Source organism: Arthrobacter sp. SPG23, assembly GCF_000876655.1.
Taxonomy (GTDB): domain Bacteria; phylum Actinomycetota; class Actinomycetes; order Actinomycetales; family Micrococcaceae; genus Arthrobacter.
Map to the genome: position 1 here is coordinate 159,791 of NZ_JYCN01000026.1, position 14,386 is coordinate 174,176.

14 protein-coding genes are annotated in these 14,386 nt (G+C 66.1%); 3 read left to right on the forward strand and 11 right to left on the reverse strand.

Features of this window, described 5'->3' with window-relative positions; translation table 11 throughout:
* Window positions 1-3: 3 nt before the first annotated feature.
* From TV39_RS18005 to TV39_RS18030, 6 genes are read right to left on the reverse strand one after another with little or no spacing between them, the layout of a single operon-like run.
* Window positions 4-1,482: a mannitol dehydrogenase family protein gene (locus TV39_RS18005; RefSeq protein ID WP_043484249.1), complete on the reverse strand. Its 1,479-nt coding sequence runs from the start codon at window positions 1,480-1,482 to the stop codon at window positions 4-6.
* 3 nt (window positions 1,483-1,485) lie between these two features.
* Window positions 1,486-2,466 (reverse strand): carbohydrate kinase family protein, encoded by a 981-nt coding sequence (locus TV39_RS18010; protein WP_043484251.1) that lies wholly within the window; start codon window positions 2,464-2,466, stop codon window positions 1,486-1,488.
* A 2-nt stretch (window positions 2,467-2,468) separates the two neighbouring features.
* The gene (locus tag TV39_RS18015) at window positions 2,469-3,530 is read right to left on the reverse strand and encodes an NAD(P)-dependent alcohol dehydrogenase (RefSeq protein ID WP_043484254.1); all 1,062 of its coding nucleotides are present in this window, start codon (window positions 3,528-3,530) and stop codon (window positions 2,469-2,471) included.
* A 35-nt stretch (window positions 3,531-3,565) separates the two neighbouring features.
* Window positions 3,566-4,483 carry a carbohydrate ABC transporter permease gene (locus TV39_RS18020; protein ID WP_043484256.1) on the reverse strand — a complete coding sequence of 306 codons (918 nt, stop codon included), beginning with the start codon at window positions 4,481-4,483 and terminating at the stop codon, window positions 3,566-3,568.
* Window positions 4,480-5,448: a carbohydrate ABC transporter permease gene (locus TV39_RS18025; RefSeq protein WP_043484258.1), complete on the reverse strand. Its 969-nt coding sequence runs from the start codon at window positions 5,446-5,448 to the stop codon at window positions 4,480-4,482. Before TV39_RS18025 ends, TV39_RS18020 begins: the two co-directional genes overlap by 4 nt.
* 26 nt (window positions 5,449-5,474) lie before the next feature.
* Window positions 5,475-6,821 carry an ABC transporter substrate-binding protein gene (locus tag TV39_RS18030; protein WP_043484260.1) on the reverse strand — a complete coding sequence of 449 codons (1,347 nt, stop codon included), beginning with the start codon at window positions 6,819-6,821 and terminating at the stop codon, window positions 5,475-5,477.
* A 276-nt stretch (window positions 6,822-7,097) separates the two neighbouring features.
* On the opposite strand from TV39_RS18030, the gene TV39_RS18035 reads away from it, so the two are divergent.
* The 3 genes from TV39_RS18035 to TV39_RS18045 all read left to right on the forward strand — a co-directional run bounded on the left by TV39_RS18035 (window position 7,098) and on the right by TV39_RS18045 (window position 8,935).
* On the forward strand, window positions 7,098-8,021 hold the full coding sequence (locus TV39_RS18035; protein ID WP_082049866.1) for an AraC family transcriptional regulator: 924 nt from the start codon (window positions 7,098-7,100) through the stop codon (window positions 8,019-8,021).
* A 170-nt stretch (window positions 8,022-8,191) separates the two neighbouring features.
* Window positions 8,192-8,491 carry a DUF4193 domain-containing protein gene (locus TV39_RS18040; protein WP_043484261.1) on the forward strand — a complete coding sequence of 100 codons (300 nt, stop codon included), beginning with the start codon at window positions 8,192-8,194 and terminating at the stop codon, window positions 8,489-8,491.
* Window positions 8,492-8,551: 60 nt separating this feature from the next.
* The gene (locus TV39_RS18045) at window positions 8,552-8,935 is read left to right on the forward strand and encodes an RNA-binding S4 domain-containing protein (protein WP_011693407.1); all 384 of its coding nucleotides are present in this window, start codon (window positions 8,552-8,554) and stop codon (window positions 8,933-8,935) included.
* A 21-nt stretch (window positions 8,936-8,956) separates the two neighbouring features.
* Here TV39_RS18045 and TV39_RS18050 read toward each other — a convergent pair whose 3' ends face one another.
* The 5 genes from TV39_RS18050 to TV39_RS18070 all read right to left on the reverse strand — a co-directional run bounded on the left by TV39_RS18050 (window position 8,957) and on the right by TV39_RS18070 (window position 14,337).
* Window positions 8,957-10,561 (reverse strand): S-layer homology domain-containing protein, encoded by a 1,605-nt coding sequence (locus TV39_RS18050; protein WP_235347441.1) that lies wholly within the window; start codon window positions 10,559-10,561, stop codon window positions 8,957-8,959.
* Between the two features lie 192 nt (window positions 10,562-10,753).
* The gene (locus TV39_RS18055; protein WP_043484264.1) at window positions 10,754-11,830 is read right to left on the reverse strand and encodes an L-idonate 5-dehydrogenase; all 1,077 of its coding nucleotides are present in this window, start codon (window positions 11,828-11,830) and stop codon (window positions 10,754-10,756) included.
* Entirely contained in the window at window positions 11,830-12,600 is a 771-nt protein-coding gene (locus tag TV39_RS18060) for an SDR family oxidoreductase (RefSeq protein WP_043484266.1), read from the reverse strand. The genes TV39_RS18055 and TV39_RS18060 overlap by 1 nt, the downstream gene beginning before the upstream one ends.
* Window positions 12,597-13,541, reverse strand: coding sequence for a 2-hydroxyacid dehydrogenase (locus TV39_RS18065; protein WP_043484268.1), 945 nt, complete (start codon window positions 13,539-13,541; stop codon window positions 12,597-12,599). The genes TV39_RS18060 and TV39_RS18065 overlap by 4 nt, the downstream gene beginning before the upstream one ends.
* 46 nt (window positions 13,542-13,587) lie before the next feature.
* On the reverse strand, window positions 13,588-14,337 hold the full coding sequence (locus TV39_RS18070) for an SDR family oxidoreductase (protein ID WP_043484270.1): 750 nt from the start codon (window positions 14,335-14,337) through the stop codon (window positions 13,588-13,590).
* Between the last annotated feature and the right edge of the window lie 49 nt (window positions 14,338-14,386).

Sequence of the window (14,386 nt, forward strand, 5' to 3'; positions counted from 1 at the left end):
GACCTATGAACGGGACCGCAGGGGTTCCAGCGATCCGCGGGCACCGACGCTGTGGAGGTCGTCCAGGGTCTGCGCGTAAGCCGCCACGAAGACCGGGTGGTCCACCAGGTCCCCGAAGACTTCGCGGTTGGCAATGAAGGCGAGCGGCTCCTGGCGCTGCCGTGCGGCTGCTGCCATCAAGGGCTCTTTCAGCCGGTCCACCACGTCAATGGGGTTTCCCTGTTCGTCGGTGCCTTCGTCATAGCGTGCCCAGCTGGCAACGATCGCCGCGGACCGGCGGATCTCCCCGCCTCGTTCAAGGTTGATGCGGATCACCGGCACCAGCCATTTGGGAATCCGGTCCGAGCTTTCCGCGCACAGCCTGGCCAGGGTGTCCCGCACATGCTCGTTGGAGAACCGCTCGATCAGTGTCCGCCTGTAGGCATCGAGGTCGATGCCGGGGACCGGGTGGAGCGTGGGCGTGGCTTCCTTGTCCATGTAGTCCAGCAGGAACTCCGCAAACAAACCGTCCTGGGCAACCTCGTGGGCGTAGCGGTAGCGGGCGAGGTAGCCGAAGTAGCACATGCCCTGGTGGCTGGCGTTGAGCAGCCGGAGTTTCATCAGCTCGTAGGGTTCGACGTCCTCAACCAACTGGACCCCGGCGTCCTCGAAGGCCGGCCGGCCGAGGCTGAAGTGGTCCTCGAGGACCCACTGCTCGAACGGTTCGCACACCACCGGCCAGGCATCCTCGACGCCGAATTCCCCGGCAATCGCTGCACGGTCGGCGTCGGTGGTTACCGGGGTGATGCGGTCCACCATGCTGTTGGGAAAGGGAACGTTCTCCTCCATCCAGGCGCCCAGTTCAGGGTCCTTGAGGTTCGCGAACGCGGTGAACATTGTGCGGGCCACATCGCCGTTGCCCTGGATGTTGTCGCAGGACATCACCGTGAACGGCGCGAGCCCGCGTGCCCTCCGCCGGGACAGCGCTTCAGTGACGAGGCCGAAGGTCGTCCGGGGTGCGGCACCGGGCTGGAGGTCGTGGACCACGTCGGGGTTGCCGGCGTCGAACTCGCCGGTGACGTGGTGGAAGTTGTAGCCGCCTTCGGTGACTGTCAGCGAAACAATCCGGACGGCGTCGGACGCCATTTTCTCGATGACGGCTTCGGGATCGTCGGGCGCGAAGAGGTACTCGATGATCGAGCCGATGACGCGGCCCTCCCGGGTTCCGTCAGGGTGCTTCACCACCAGGGTGTACAGGCAGCCCTGGCTCTCCATCACCTGCTTCATCCGGGCATCGCCGGGCAGGACCCCGACGCCGCAGATGGCCCAGTCGTGCGCCTTGCCGGCGTTCATCAGCCGGTCCAGGTACATGGCCTGATGGGCGCGGTGGAATCCGCCCACGCCGAAGTGGACAATCCCGGAGGTCAGGCCGGAACGGTCGTAGGAGGGTACCGCCAGGGAATCAGGCAGTCCGGCAAGGACGCCGGGCTCGAGTGCAGGCATTGTCTAACCTTCCGATGCAGTGAGGGACCCGGTCAAGGAACCCAGTTCGGCTGATGTGGGCGGGTTGGCACCCGGGCGGGAACAGGTGATGGCGGCTGCCCTGTTGGCATACGCGGCCAGGGCGTGCAGCTCCCCCGGATCCAGGTCAGCCAGTCTGGATCGCGCGGCGGCTCCCACCGCGTCCAGCCGGGCCAGCCCGCCGATCAGGCCGGCCATGAACGAGTCTCCCGCCCCGACGGTGTCCGCCACCGAGACGGGTTCCGCGGCCATTTCCACACGGCCCCGCCGTGTCACGACAACCGGCCCGTCCGCGCCCCGTGTCAGCGCCACGAGGGCCGGTCCAAGCTCGAGCCATGCTGCCATCGACTCCTCCGGCGTCCTGTCCGGGTAGAGCCAGGCCAGGTCTTCATCGCTGGCCTTGACCACATCGCTGGCGGCCACGAAGACTTCCGCCTGCGTGCGCGCCGCCGCAGAATCGGGGCTGAGCCCCGGCCGGCAATTGGGGTCGTAGCTGACGGTCGCATGCGCCCGGGCCGCTTTCACCAGGGTAAGCGTGGCGTGGTCCCCCGGCGCGAGCACGGCAGCAATCGACCCCGTATGGACGTGGATGGATCCCCCGACGGCGGCCAGGGCGGGAAGCGACGCCCCGTTGATGTCCCAGCTGATGTCGAAGGCGTACGTGGCGGCGCCGCCGGGATTGAGCGTGGCGGTCGCCGTTGACGTGGGTGCGCTGCCGCCCCTGATCACTGTGATGCCGTTGGACTCCAGGTGCTCTTCGATCATGAGCCCGTACCGGTCATCTGCGTAGTGCGTCACGAGGTTCGTCGCCAGGCCCAGCCGCGCAACCCCCACCGCCACGTTGAGGGGGCTCCCGCCTGGGTGCGCCTGGGTTGGCCCTGACTGGGTTGGCCCCGCCTGGGTGGAGCCGGCGCGGTGCGGATCGTTGATGATATCGACGAGGGATTCGCCAATGACGGTGATCATGGTCAGCGGCCCGGGTAGACCACGGCTTTGAGCTGCCCGGGCTGTTTGCCGGCCTTGAGCGCTTCCTCGGATTCGGCGAGGGCGAACCTGCCGGTGACCAGGATGTCCAGGTCCACTTTTCCGTCGGCGATCAGCTGGATGGCCAGCGGCCAGGTGTTGGTGTACCGGAACACTCCGGAGAGCCAGATCTCCCGGTTCTGGATGTACGAGACGGGGAGTTCGACGTCGTCCGCCCCGAGCCCCACGAGGATGACCCTCCCGGCCGGTCCCACGGCTTTGATGCCGGAACGGACAGCCTGGGGCGCGCCGGAAGCGTCAATGAACGCATCGACGTCGAGCCCTTCCACGCTGTCTGTCCTGGCGTTGAGCGCGTGCGTGGCGCCGTGTTCCAAGGCGAAGGCCAGGCGGTCCTCGGCAATGTCGCTGATGTAGATTTCGGCGGCACCGAAGGCGCGGGCCGCCTGGGCAGCGATGATGCCGATGGGGCCGGCACCGGCGATCAGCACCCGGCTGCCGGGCTTGATCTCGGCACGTTCGCAGGCCCAGAGCCCCACGGAGAGCGGTTCGATGAGGGCTGCCGCCTCATCGCTGACGCTGTCCGGAATGTCGTAGGCGAAGTCGCTCTGGATGGTCACGTATTCGGCGAAGGCGCCGTCGATCGGCGGGGTGGCGTAGAACTCGATGTCCGGGCACAGGTTGTAGCGGCCGGCCTTGCACTGCTTGCACGTACGGCAGGGGCGCTGGGGTTCGACGGCGACCCGCTGGCCGATGCGGGCAGCGTCCACGGCGCTTCCGACGGCGGCGATCCTGCCGGAGAGCTCGTGGCCCAGGATCAGCGGGTGGTCCACCACGTAGTCGCCGATCCGGCCGTGCTCGTAGTAGTGGACGTCGCTGCCGCAGACGCCGACGGCGGCGACCCGGACCAGGACCTGGTCGGCGTCGAGCTGCGGAACGGGCAGGGTTTCCAGGGCCATGTCGCCCTGGCGCTTCAGGATGGCGGCACGCATGGTGGCGGGCAGGTGGGCGTGCGCGTGGGTGCTGGACTGGACGGTTGGTGTTGTCATCTGGGTAATCCTCTGGGAATCGAAGGGACGGCGGGCTATTTCACGGCGCCGAGGGAGAGGCCCTGGACGAGTTTGTCCTGGGCGGCGAATCCGGCGAACAGCACCGGGAGAGAGATGACGACGGCGGCGGCGCAGACCTTGGCGAGGAAGAGGCCCTGGCCTGAGACGAAGCCGGTCAGGAAGACGGGTGCGGTGCCTGCCACCACGCCGGTGAGGACCCGGGCCAGGAGCAGTTCGTTCCAGCTGAAGATGAAGCAGATCAGGGCGGTCGCGGCGATGCCGGGCATCGCGACGGGGGCGATGATCTTGCGCAGGATGAGGAGGAGGCCCGCGCCGTCGATCTGGGCGGCTTCCAGCATTTCCTCGGGCACCTCGGCGAGGAACGAGCGCATCATCCACACCGCGATAGGGAGGTTCATGGACGTGTACATCAGGATCAGGAACCAGATGTTGTCCAGGGCTCCGACGGTCCGGGCGAAGAGGTAAAGCGGCAGGATCGCAGCCACCACGGGCATCATCTTCGTGGAGAGGAAGAAGAACATCACGTCGGTCCACTTCTTCACCGGCCGGATGGACAGGGCGTAGGCAGCAGGGATGGCCAGGGCCAGGACGAGGACCGTGGACAGGATGGAGGCGGTGGCGGAATTGATCAGCGACGGCCAGGGGCTGACGCCGGAGGTTTCGCCGAAGAACTCCTTGTAGGCGTCCAGGGTGAGGTTCGCGGCGATGGACGGCGGGTTGGTGGCCGCGTCCGTTTCGGAGTGGAAGGACGTGAGGATCATCCACACGACGGGTGCCGCGAAGAGCAACGCCAGGAGCCAGGCCGCAATGCCGGCGCCGGTGCTGTTGCGGGTGGGGTCCATCCGGGTCTTGCCGCGCCGGCGCGGGCCGGCGTTCAGGGCGGTCGGCCCGGAAAGGGATTCACTGGGTGCGGCCGGGGTGAGGGTGCTCATCGTGCTGCCTCCTTCTTGAAGAGCGAGAATACGGTGCGGAGTGCGAAGGTCGCCACGATGATGGTGCCGATGACCACCACGACGCCGGCGGCGGAGGCCAGGCCGTATTCGTTGGCGAAGTAGAACGTCTGGTAGATCGCGTAAGGCAGGTTGGCCGTGCCCAGTCCGCCTGCGGTGAGGGTGAAGACGGCGTCGAAGTTCTGCACGATGTAGATCGCGCCGAGCAGGCCGCCCAGCTCCAGGTACTGGCGCAGGTGCGGCAGCGTGAGGTGCCGGAAGATTGCCCACGGCGTGGCGCCGTCCATCTGGGCCGCTTCCACAGTGTCCATGGGACGTGACTGCAGGCCTGCGAGCAGGATGAGCATCATGAAGGGGGTCCACTGCCAGACCAGCGAGACTATGACCGCCATCAGGGGTGCCTGGGAGAGCAGGTCCAGCTGGGGCGGCGTGACGCTGCCGAAGAGGGACCAGATCCAGGTCAGGATTCCGTTGATCAACCCGTACGTGGGGTTGAGGAGGGCATGCTTCCAGATGAGGGCGGCGGCCACGGGGACCACCAGGAACGGCGCGATCAGCAGGGTGCGTGCCAGTCCGCGGCCGATGAACTTCTTGTCCAGCAGCAGCGCCAGGCCCAGGCCGATGAGCAGGCTCGCCAGGACGACGGCGACGGTAAGGAGGATGGTGGTGAAGATCGCCTGGCGCAGGTCCGGGTCGGTGAGGACCGTGACGTAGTTTTCCAGGCCGGCGAATGCCGTCTTGTCCGGGCTCAGGCTGTTCCAGTTCAGGAACGAGATGATCAGCGTCACCACGAAAGGGAGCTGAGTGACGATGATGAGGAAGACCAGGGCCGGGAGCAGCGGCGCGCGCCGTGCCCAGGCCAGGGCGCGTTCACGCGACTTGGCGTTCCTGGATGGTTTGGCTGCGGTGTGTCCCGATCGGGAGATACGCGCCGTTGCGGTAGTCATGGGATTCTCCTGCGGTTTGGGTGGTGCTACTTGTACTTATTGCCGATTTTTTGGGCGGCTTCCTGGCCCTTGGCCAGCGCGTCCGCTACGGAGCCCTGGCCGGCGATGACGGAACTGACACCCTGTGAGACGTTGGTGCCTAGCGCAGCGAACTCGGGAATGCCCACGAACTGGATGCCGACGGCGGGCCGCTCCTGGGCGCCGGGGTTCTTCGGGTCGGCGTTCTCAATGGCGAAGCGTTCGGCCTTGAAGAACGGGGCCGCTTTCTGGAACTCGGCATTCTCGTAGGTGGAGATGCGCTTGCCGGAGGGGACCTTCGCCCAGCCGAGCTTGGACGCCACGAGTTCCTCATACTCCTTGGAACTGGCCCAGGCGATGAACTTCCCGGCAGCATCCTGCTTCTTGGAGGCCGCCTGCACGGCCCAGGACCAGGTCCACAACCAGCCGGAGGACTTGGTTTCCTTCACGGGGGCCTGGGCGTAGCCGATCTTCCCCTTGACGGGTGACGCCTCGGCTTCCAGTGCCCCGGCGGCGGAGGTGGCGTCGTACCACATGGCCACCTTGCTCTGGCTCATGTTGTTCAGGCACTCGGTGAATCCGGCCTGGGCCGCGCCTGCCTCACCATGCTCGCGGACCAGCTTGGTGTAGAACTCGGTGGCTGCGGTGAATTCCGGGCTGTTGACCTGGGCGTTCCAGTCCTTGTCGAACCAGGTGCCGCCGAAGGTGTTCACCACGGTGGTCAGCGGCGCGAAGACCTGGCCCCAGCCGGGCTGGCCGCGCAGGCAGATGCCTTTCATCCCGGGGGCTGCGCCGTCCACCTTTGCCGCGATGTCCGCGACCTCATCCCAGGTGGGCTTCTCCGGCATGGTCAGGCCCTTGGCGTCCAGGATGTCTTTCCGGTACATCAGGAAGGACGATTCGCCGTAGAACGGTTCGCCGTAGAGCTTGCCGTCGGTGCCGGTGAGGGACGCCGTGTAGGCCGGCAGGATGTCGTCCTGGTCAAACCCGGCGTCCTTGGCCACGTTGTCCAGTGGAGCGAGCCAGCCGTTGGCGGAATAGAACGGGATCTCGTAGTTGGACAGGGAGGCAACATCGTACTGACCGGCCTGGCTGGAGAACTCCTGGCTGATCTTGGCGCGGACGTCGTTCTCCGGCAGGATCGTGTAGTTGACCTTGACGCCGGTCTCCTTGGTGAAATTCTCCGCGGTGAGCCGCTGCAGGTCCTCCATCTGGGGGTTGTTCACCATCAGGACGTTGATGCTGTTCGGGTCACCGGCGGAGTTGCCTCCGCCAGCACCTGCACAGGCCGTGGCGCTCAGGGCGACGCACAGGGCGCCGGCTGCCAGAGCGGCAACGCGAGTTTTTGGGCGCATTAAGGACTCCTTTGTACTTCAGGGGTGCACAGCCGCTGTACTTCGACTGCTGCGTCGAGGTACCGGACTGGGGCGGGGCCTGCCATCGGGTATCCGTGGTGCCGCGCTGATGTTCCTCAACTTTAGGCGTGTGCGGTAGCGCACAACTAGCGCCCTGGTTGCCAGTTTCTGATACTTATTTTCCCGACGGTTCGCCTCCGGCAGGGGCTAACCTAAGGAAAAGGCTGTTGCGAGCTGTCCATTTTTCATAACCCACGGATCCCACGGAGAACCACCATGAGTGCCGCCGAACCCACCGACGGAGCCACCGCCAGGCTGGCCGAAAGGCTGCTGGGGATGCGGGCCAACAGGGAGGTCATCCCGCCCGATCCCAACCACTCGGTCCGGTGGCACCAGCACGACTACCCCAGCCCCGTGGCGCGGTGGAACTACCATCCCGAGTACGAGATCCACCTGATCCGGAAGGGCACCGGGAAGTTCATCGTGGGAGACCACATCGGCACCTTCGAGGCAGGCCACGTGTCCCTGGTCGGCTCCGGTCTGCCGCACGACTGGGTAAGCGACCTTGAGCCCGGCGAAGTGCTGGCGAACCGGGACGCCGTCATCCAGTTCGACGGAAAATGGGTCGAACAGACCGCCGCGTTGGTCCCCGAGATGGCGGAGGTCAAGCCCCTGCTGGAGCAGTCCGCACGCGGGATCGAGTTCCTGGGCCGGTCAGCCGGGAAGGCGGCCGCATCCATCGAGGCGATGGGCACCTCCACCGGGCTGGAACGGCTACACCACCTCTTTGAACTGTTTGCTGTCCTTGCCCATGCACCCGCGGAAGAGCGGCGGTATCTTGCCGATGAGTGGTTCCGGCCGCAGCTGGACGGCCAGGCCGCAGCAGTGGTGGACATCATCCTGGAGTACGTGTTCAGCAACCATGCCGGAAGCGTGAAGATGTCCGAGGCGGCAGCACTGGTGGGAATGCCGGAGCCCACCTTCTCGAAATACTTCAAGCGCGCCACCGGCCAGAACTTCAGCGACCTGGTCCGCAAGCTCCGGCTGGCGCACGCACGGCGCCTGCTGGAGCGCAGCGACAAGGCGATCTCCGAGATCTGCTACGAAGTCGGATTCTCCAACCTGTCCAACTTCAACCGGCACTTCGTCAACGACGCCGGCGAGACCCCGCGGCAGTACCGGCAACGGGTCCAAAGCTGACCGCCTTCCGCCCTCCGCAAGCGGACGACGACGGGACTTCCCGGCGTCGTCCGCTTGCGTTTGGCGCCACACCGGAAGCCCTTTTATGTTCCCGCCGGAGTGGCTAAGATGTGTTTTCTTCAGACGGTACGCAGACGCCGTCTTCGTCTTCTCCAGGAAGAGACCGGCACATGGCAACCGACTACGATGCGCCCAGGGTGTCCACTGAGGACGAGTCAAACGAAGCGGCCGATGTCCTCAAACCCGAGCGCTCTGCCACGCAAACGTCCCAGATCGACGTCGACGAGTCCGACCTGGCCGACTCCTTCGAGCTCCCGGGTGCTGACCTGTCCCATGAGGAACTCCTGGTGCAGATCATCCCCGTCCAGAAGGACGAGTTCACCTGCATGTCGTGCTTCCTGGTCCACCACCGCAGCCAGCTGGCCCGCGAGAAGGACGGCATGAAGTACTGCAAGGATTGTGAAGGCTAGCTCCCGCCTCCTGCCAGACGGTCGATGGAGGATCGCGTCCCGCTATACTCGGCTGCAGTCATGAGCAGCCTTCCGTCAGCCCCCGCCACAGTCCGTATCGATGCGTGGCTGTGGGCAATCCGCGCCTACAAGACCCGCTCCGCGGCCACTGCCGCCTGCCGGGCCGGGCACGTCCGGCTCAACGGAAACCCCGCCAAGGCCTCGCAATCTCTGGTTCCGGGCGACACCGTCCGGGTGCGCCAGCCGGGGTACGAACGGATTCTTGAGGTCCGGCGGCTGATCGCCAAGCGCGTGGGGGCCGAGGCGGCCGCGCACTGCTTCACCGACCACACCCCGCCCAGGCCTGTCGCGCCGGCGCTCGGCCTTCCGCAACGCGACCGCGGGACCGGGCGGCCCACCAAGAAGGACCGCCGCGAAATGGAACGCCTGCGCGGCCCGGCCTAAGACTGGGAAGCAGCCTGCCGGCTACCTCATCAAGAAGGAGGCCAGAGGGTTGAGCCTGAAGAGGAAGGCAGCCATGGCATCCCGGTTCACCGGCTGTAACGGCCGAAAAGTACCGTCGCTCCATCCCGTGGAGACCCCTCTGGCCGCTAAATAGGATATTTCGCGGTAGAACTGGTCATCGGGCTGTACATCCGCAAAGGGGCTGGCCTCGGGGCTAATGAAGCGCACATCGTCCACCACCCGGTACATGAATGCGGCCATGGCGTCACGGTTCACCGGTTCGAGCGGACGGTAGGTACCGTCAGGCCACCCTTCGGAGATCTTCGTGTCTGCGAGCCAGGTGATCTCCTTATAGAACTTGTCTGTGGGGCGGACGTCCGTGAAGGGTGAGGTCACGGGCGGGACGAAGTCCGGTGATCCGTGGAACCGGTACAGAAAGGCAGCCATGGCGTCACGGCGGACAGGTTCCAGCGGGCGGAAGGTCTGGTCGTCATATCCCGTGGTGATGCCGGCGGCCGCCAGCCAACTGATTTCGCGGTGATACAACGACCCGGCAGGAACATCAGCAAAGCTGGGGTTTCGTTCTCCGGCCACGTTCAGCGCCGTGATCCGGTTGGAAAAGCCCGTATGCACGGCATACATTGTCCGGCCGTCCGGGCTAAGGGCGACGTCACTGGGGCTGGCAAGGTGGGAGGGCAGAAACCATTGCGAACAGATCAGGGCGTTGGTGGTCAGGTCTACGACGCCGATGTGCCGCAGGTTTGGCATGGGGATGTAAATGCGGTTTCCCGACCGGCTCAGGGCCAGGGTTTCGCCAACCACGGGGAAGCTTGACTCGACGGTGCGGGACACCATGTCGACGACCACGGTCCGTTGATTGTAGTGGTCCATCGCGTACAGGGTGCTGCCGTCCTCGGTTATAGCCATTTTCCCGGCCGGGCCGCCCAAGGGAATGTCGTCCACGATGGAGCCCGAGGCCAGGTCCACAATGTAGATCGTGTGCATTCGGGCACCTGCGACGTAGGCATAGGTGCCGGTGGGGTCAAGCTCGAGGTCACTAAATGTGCCGTAGTCAGAGTCGTATTCCCACCGATCGATGACCGTTTCCGTGAGGGTGTCCAGCACGGTAATGGCATTGTTGTAATCGGCAACATACGCCCGGGTTCCGTCATGGTTGAATTTGATCGCCCCCGGCGATTGAGGCACCGGAATCGAGGTCGTCATGGTGTTTGTGGTCGTGTCAAAGACCTGAACCGTCATCGCATTGGTGGGCAAGTAGCCCTTCGTTCCGGACGGATTGAGCGTGACTTTGCCGGCATAGGGATAGTGGCCGGGTACTGGCATGGCCGCCATTTCGGTCAGTGTCTCAGTGTCGTAGACCGAGATAATTCCGCCGCCGTCGCTTCCCGTACGAACGCGTGAGACGTAGAGGCGGGACCCGTCCTTGTTGATCGTGACCGCCCCTGGGTCCCCCTCCGTCACCGGTGTTTCAAGGATCGGCGGCGCCGTCGGCAGGCCGCAACCGGTAATCGTGTTCCCGGTTGGCGCCGGGGTAATCGACGGTAGTGTCCCTGCTGCGTCAGAGGGGAGAGCCACTGCCGTCAGGCAAACTAGTGCCGCCGCCACGCCGGCAATCGTGCCCCGAACACTACGTCGTATCATTTCCGTCCCCCAAGGAAAGGCCGAAGCGCCGGGCCCGCGTGAACTTCCGGCCCCGTAACTCCGGCGGGGCTTCCGTAGCCCCGAGGGTAGGCTACAGGGCCGCCGTCCTGGGAAACAGGCCTGAGCCGGGACTGTTCCGCCGAATGATGCAAACGATCATGCGGCGGGCCCGAAGCTCAGGAGCACCTTCCCGGATTCCGCGGAGTTCCGGGCGACGCCGAACGCCTCGAGGGCGGACTCCACCGGGTACTCATGCGTAATCACCGGGTCGACGTGCAGGGAGCCGTCGGCGAGGGCCGCGATGACGTCGTCGATCTCGTCGTTGAAGCGGAAGGAGCCCAGGAGTTCCAGTTCGCGGGTGATGGCCAGGGAGATCAGGACGGGTTGGGGTCCGGACGGCAGCAGGCCCACCATCACCACCTTGCCGCCGCGGACAGCGCCCTTGATGGCGGAGGCAAGACCGTGGTGGTTGCCGGAGGATTCAATCACCACGTCCGCCTCGACGGCGGCGATCGCTTCCGCGTCGTCGGCGGCGAGGACCTTGTCCGCGCCCGTGGCCGTAGCGATTTCCAGCGGCCTGGCGTGCATGTCGACGGCGACGATCCGGCCTGCGCCGGCCCGTTTCAGGACCGCGACGGCAAGCGCGCCGATGGGGCCGCTGCCGATCACGAGGGCAGTCTTCCCCGCGACGTCCCCGGCCCGGGACACTGCGTGCCATGCAACGGAGGCGGGCTCGATCAGCGCGGCCGTGCGCAGGTCAATGCCCTCCGGCAGCGCGCGCAGCATCCGCGCCGGCAGGTTCACGTAGCGGCTGAAGGCCCCGTCAGTGTGCGGGAAACGGGCGGCACTGCCCAGGTAGGTGCAGCCCGGCGACAGATTGGGCCGGTCCTCGGGATACCGTGCGGTACCCGGGCCGGGGGTGGCGGGGTGGACGGCGACGGCAGTCCCCGTGGCCGGACCGGTGCCATCCGCCGCGGCGCGGACCACAGTCCCGGAAATCTCGTGGCCCAGCACCAGGGGCGCCTTCAGGATGGATTCACCGGCCGCTCCGTGGAGCCAGTAATGGAGGTCGGAGCCGCAGATGCCGCCGTACGCCACTTCCACCACCGCTTCGTCGGAACCCGGGGGCGGCACAGGTACGTCTTCGATCCGGAGGTCACCGGCCGCGTGGGCCACCACGGCAGGACCAGAGACGGGAAGGGCTGCGGCAGGCAGGGCTTCGCTGTTGGGCATCAGACCACCACCGTCATTCCGCCGTCGATGAAGATGGTCTGGCCGTTCACGAAGTTGGAACCGTCGGAGGCCAGCCAGACGGCCGGGCCGGCGAGGTCCTGCACGGTCCCCCAGCGGTGGGCCGGGGTGCGTCCCAGGATCCAGGCGTTGAACTGCTCATCGTCCACCAGGTTCTGGGTCATCTCGGTGTGGATGTAGCCCGGTGCGATCCCGTTGATCTGCAGGCCGGACGCCGCCCATTCCGCGGTCATGGCCCGGGTCAGGTTCCGCAGTCCGCCCTTGGCCGCGATGTACGGGGCGATGGTGGGCCGGGCCAGGTCGGTCTGCACCGAGCAGATGTTGATGATCTTGCCCCGGCCGCGCGGGATCATGTGCCTGGCCGCTTCCCGCCCCACCAGGAAGGCGCTGGTCAGGTCCGTGGAGATGACGCGTTCCCAGTCCTTCACATCCAGCTCCAGCATGGGCACCCGGTGCTGGATCCCGGCGTTGTTCACCAGGATCTCCAACGGCCCCACGTTCTCTTCCACCCAGGCGACGCCGCGCGCGGCCTCGGCGTCGCAGGTGACGTCGAAGGCGCAGCTGTGTACCCGCCCCGGCGGATAGTCGGCGGCCATCGCGGCTTCGGCGGATTTGAGCCGTTCCCGGTTGATGCCGTTCAGCACCACGGTGGCGCCGGCATCAGCCAGGGCCCTCGCCAGCGCGTTGCCGATCCCCCTGCTCGAACCGGTCACCAGGGCAACGCGCCCCGTCAGGTCAAAAAGTGCACTCATGCGAAAGGACCGGCCTGCACCAGGTTGGCGGGTGCCTGTCCCGCGGCGAGGGCTTCGAGCTGGTGCCGCAGGAGCTTGAGGATCCTCGGCTGGAACGCCGACGCGTTGCCGCCGATGTGGGGCGTGATCAGGGCGTTGGGCGTGGACCACAGCGGGTGGTCCTGGGGCAGCGGCTCGGGATCCACGACGTCGAGCGCGCACTGCAGGCGGCCGGACAGGACTTCCTTGGTCAGGGCAGCCGTGTCCACCACGGAGCCGCGGCCCACGTTTACCACCAGGGCACCGTCCGGGAGGGCGGCGAGGACCTCTTCGCCGATCAGCTGGTGGGTCTGCTGGTTCAGGGGCAGTACCGTGACCAGGATGTCGTGTGTGGCGGCGAGTGCGGGCAGTTCCGCGGAGGCGTGCACTTCGCCGTATTCGTCAGTGCGGGCTGCACTCCCCACCCGGGTGACGGTGACTTCGAAGGGTTCCAGGCGGCGGGCGATCTCGTGTCCGATCCCGCCGACTCCCACCAGCAGCACCCTCCGGTCCGCCAGCGACTGGCGCCGCTCCGGCCGCCACAGGCCGTACTGCTGGTCACGGACGGCCTGGTCGATGCCGCGCAGTTTCGCGAGGATCAGCCCCACGGCCAGCTCCGCCGTCGCGGCAGCGTGGACGCCGGAGGCGTTGGCCACGCCCGCCGCCGGTCCGGCCGCCTCGATGACGCCGTCGTACCCGGTGGACTGCGTCTGCACGAACTTCAGGCATTCCGCCTTGGCGAGGGACCCCAAAACGGCGGATGCGTCGATGTACGGGAGGATGACGCCGTCGATCTCACCCGGCGTCCCGCCGTCGGGATCAGTCTTCAGGTCCCAGACCACTCCCCTCAGCCCTTCAGGGAGGGGCGAGAGATCGGAGAGCAGTTGCGGGTCGGGAAAGCTGACGGTGCGGACTGTTTGCATCGAAGAACCTATCAATCGTGGGATGTAATGAAGCGGGCGCAGGCGGTCAGCGCCGGTCAAAGGTGAGGCCGCCGGGGACCTGGAAGGTGGGCATGAGTTCGAGCATGCCCACGTTGACGTGGCGGGGTGTTTCGATCGCGTAGTCCATGGCGTTGACGATGTCGTCCGTGGTCAGCGATTCGTAGCCCTCGTAGTACGTCTTCCACGCCTCTTCCATGGCCTCGGGAGTACCGCCCATGTTGCGGCCGAAGATTTCCGTTTCGACGCGGCCGGGGCAGATTTCGGTGACGCGGATGCGCTTGCCCACGGTGTCGTTGCGCAACTGCCGGGAGACCTGGTGCACTGCCGCCTTGGTGGCGTGGTAGACGGTGTGGCCGTAGAAGTTGTACAGGCCGGCAATGGAGCTGATGTTGATGACGTGCCCGCGGTCGCGTTCCACCATGCCCGGCAGGATCAGCCTGGTCAGCTGCAGCAGGCCGCGCAGGTTGACGTCCACCAGTTCGTCGATGTCGCTCTCGCTGGAGTCCAGGATGTTCCCCGGGCGGGAAACTCCGGCGCAGTTCACCAGGATGTCCACTTCAAGATTGCCGACGGCGGCAGCCAGCGCCGCCGTGTCGGTCAGGTCGACGACGTGTGGGACCGCGCCGGTTTTGTCGGCCAGTTCGTTGAGGCGCTCCTCGTTGCGGGCCAAGGCGTGGACGGTTAGTCCCCGCTTGGCCAGGCGGCCGGCGATTGCGGCACCCATTCCGGTGGACGCGCCCGTGACGACGGCAGTTGAATAATCTGAAAAAGGCATGGAAGTCTCCTGGTGGATTGCGTGCAGTGCTGAAAGTGCAGTACTGAGG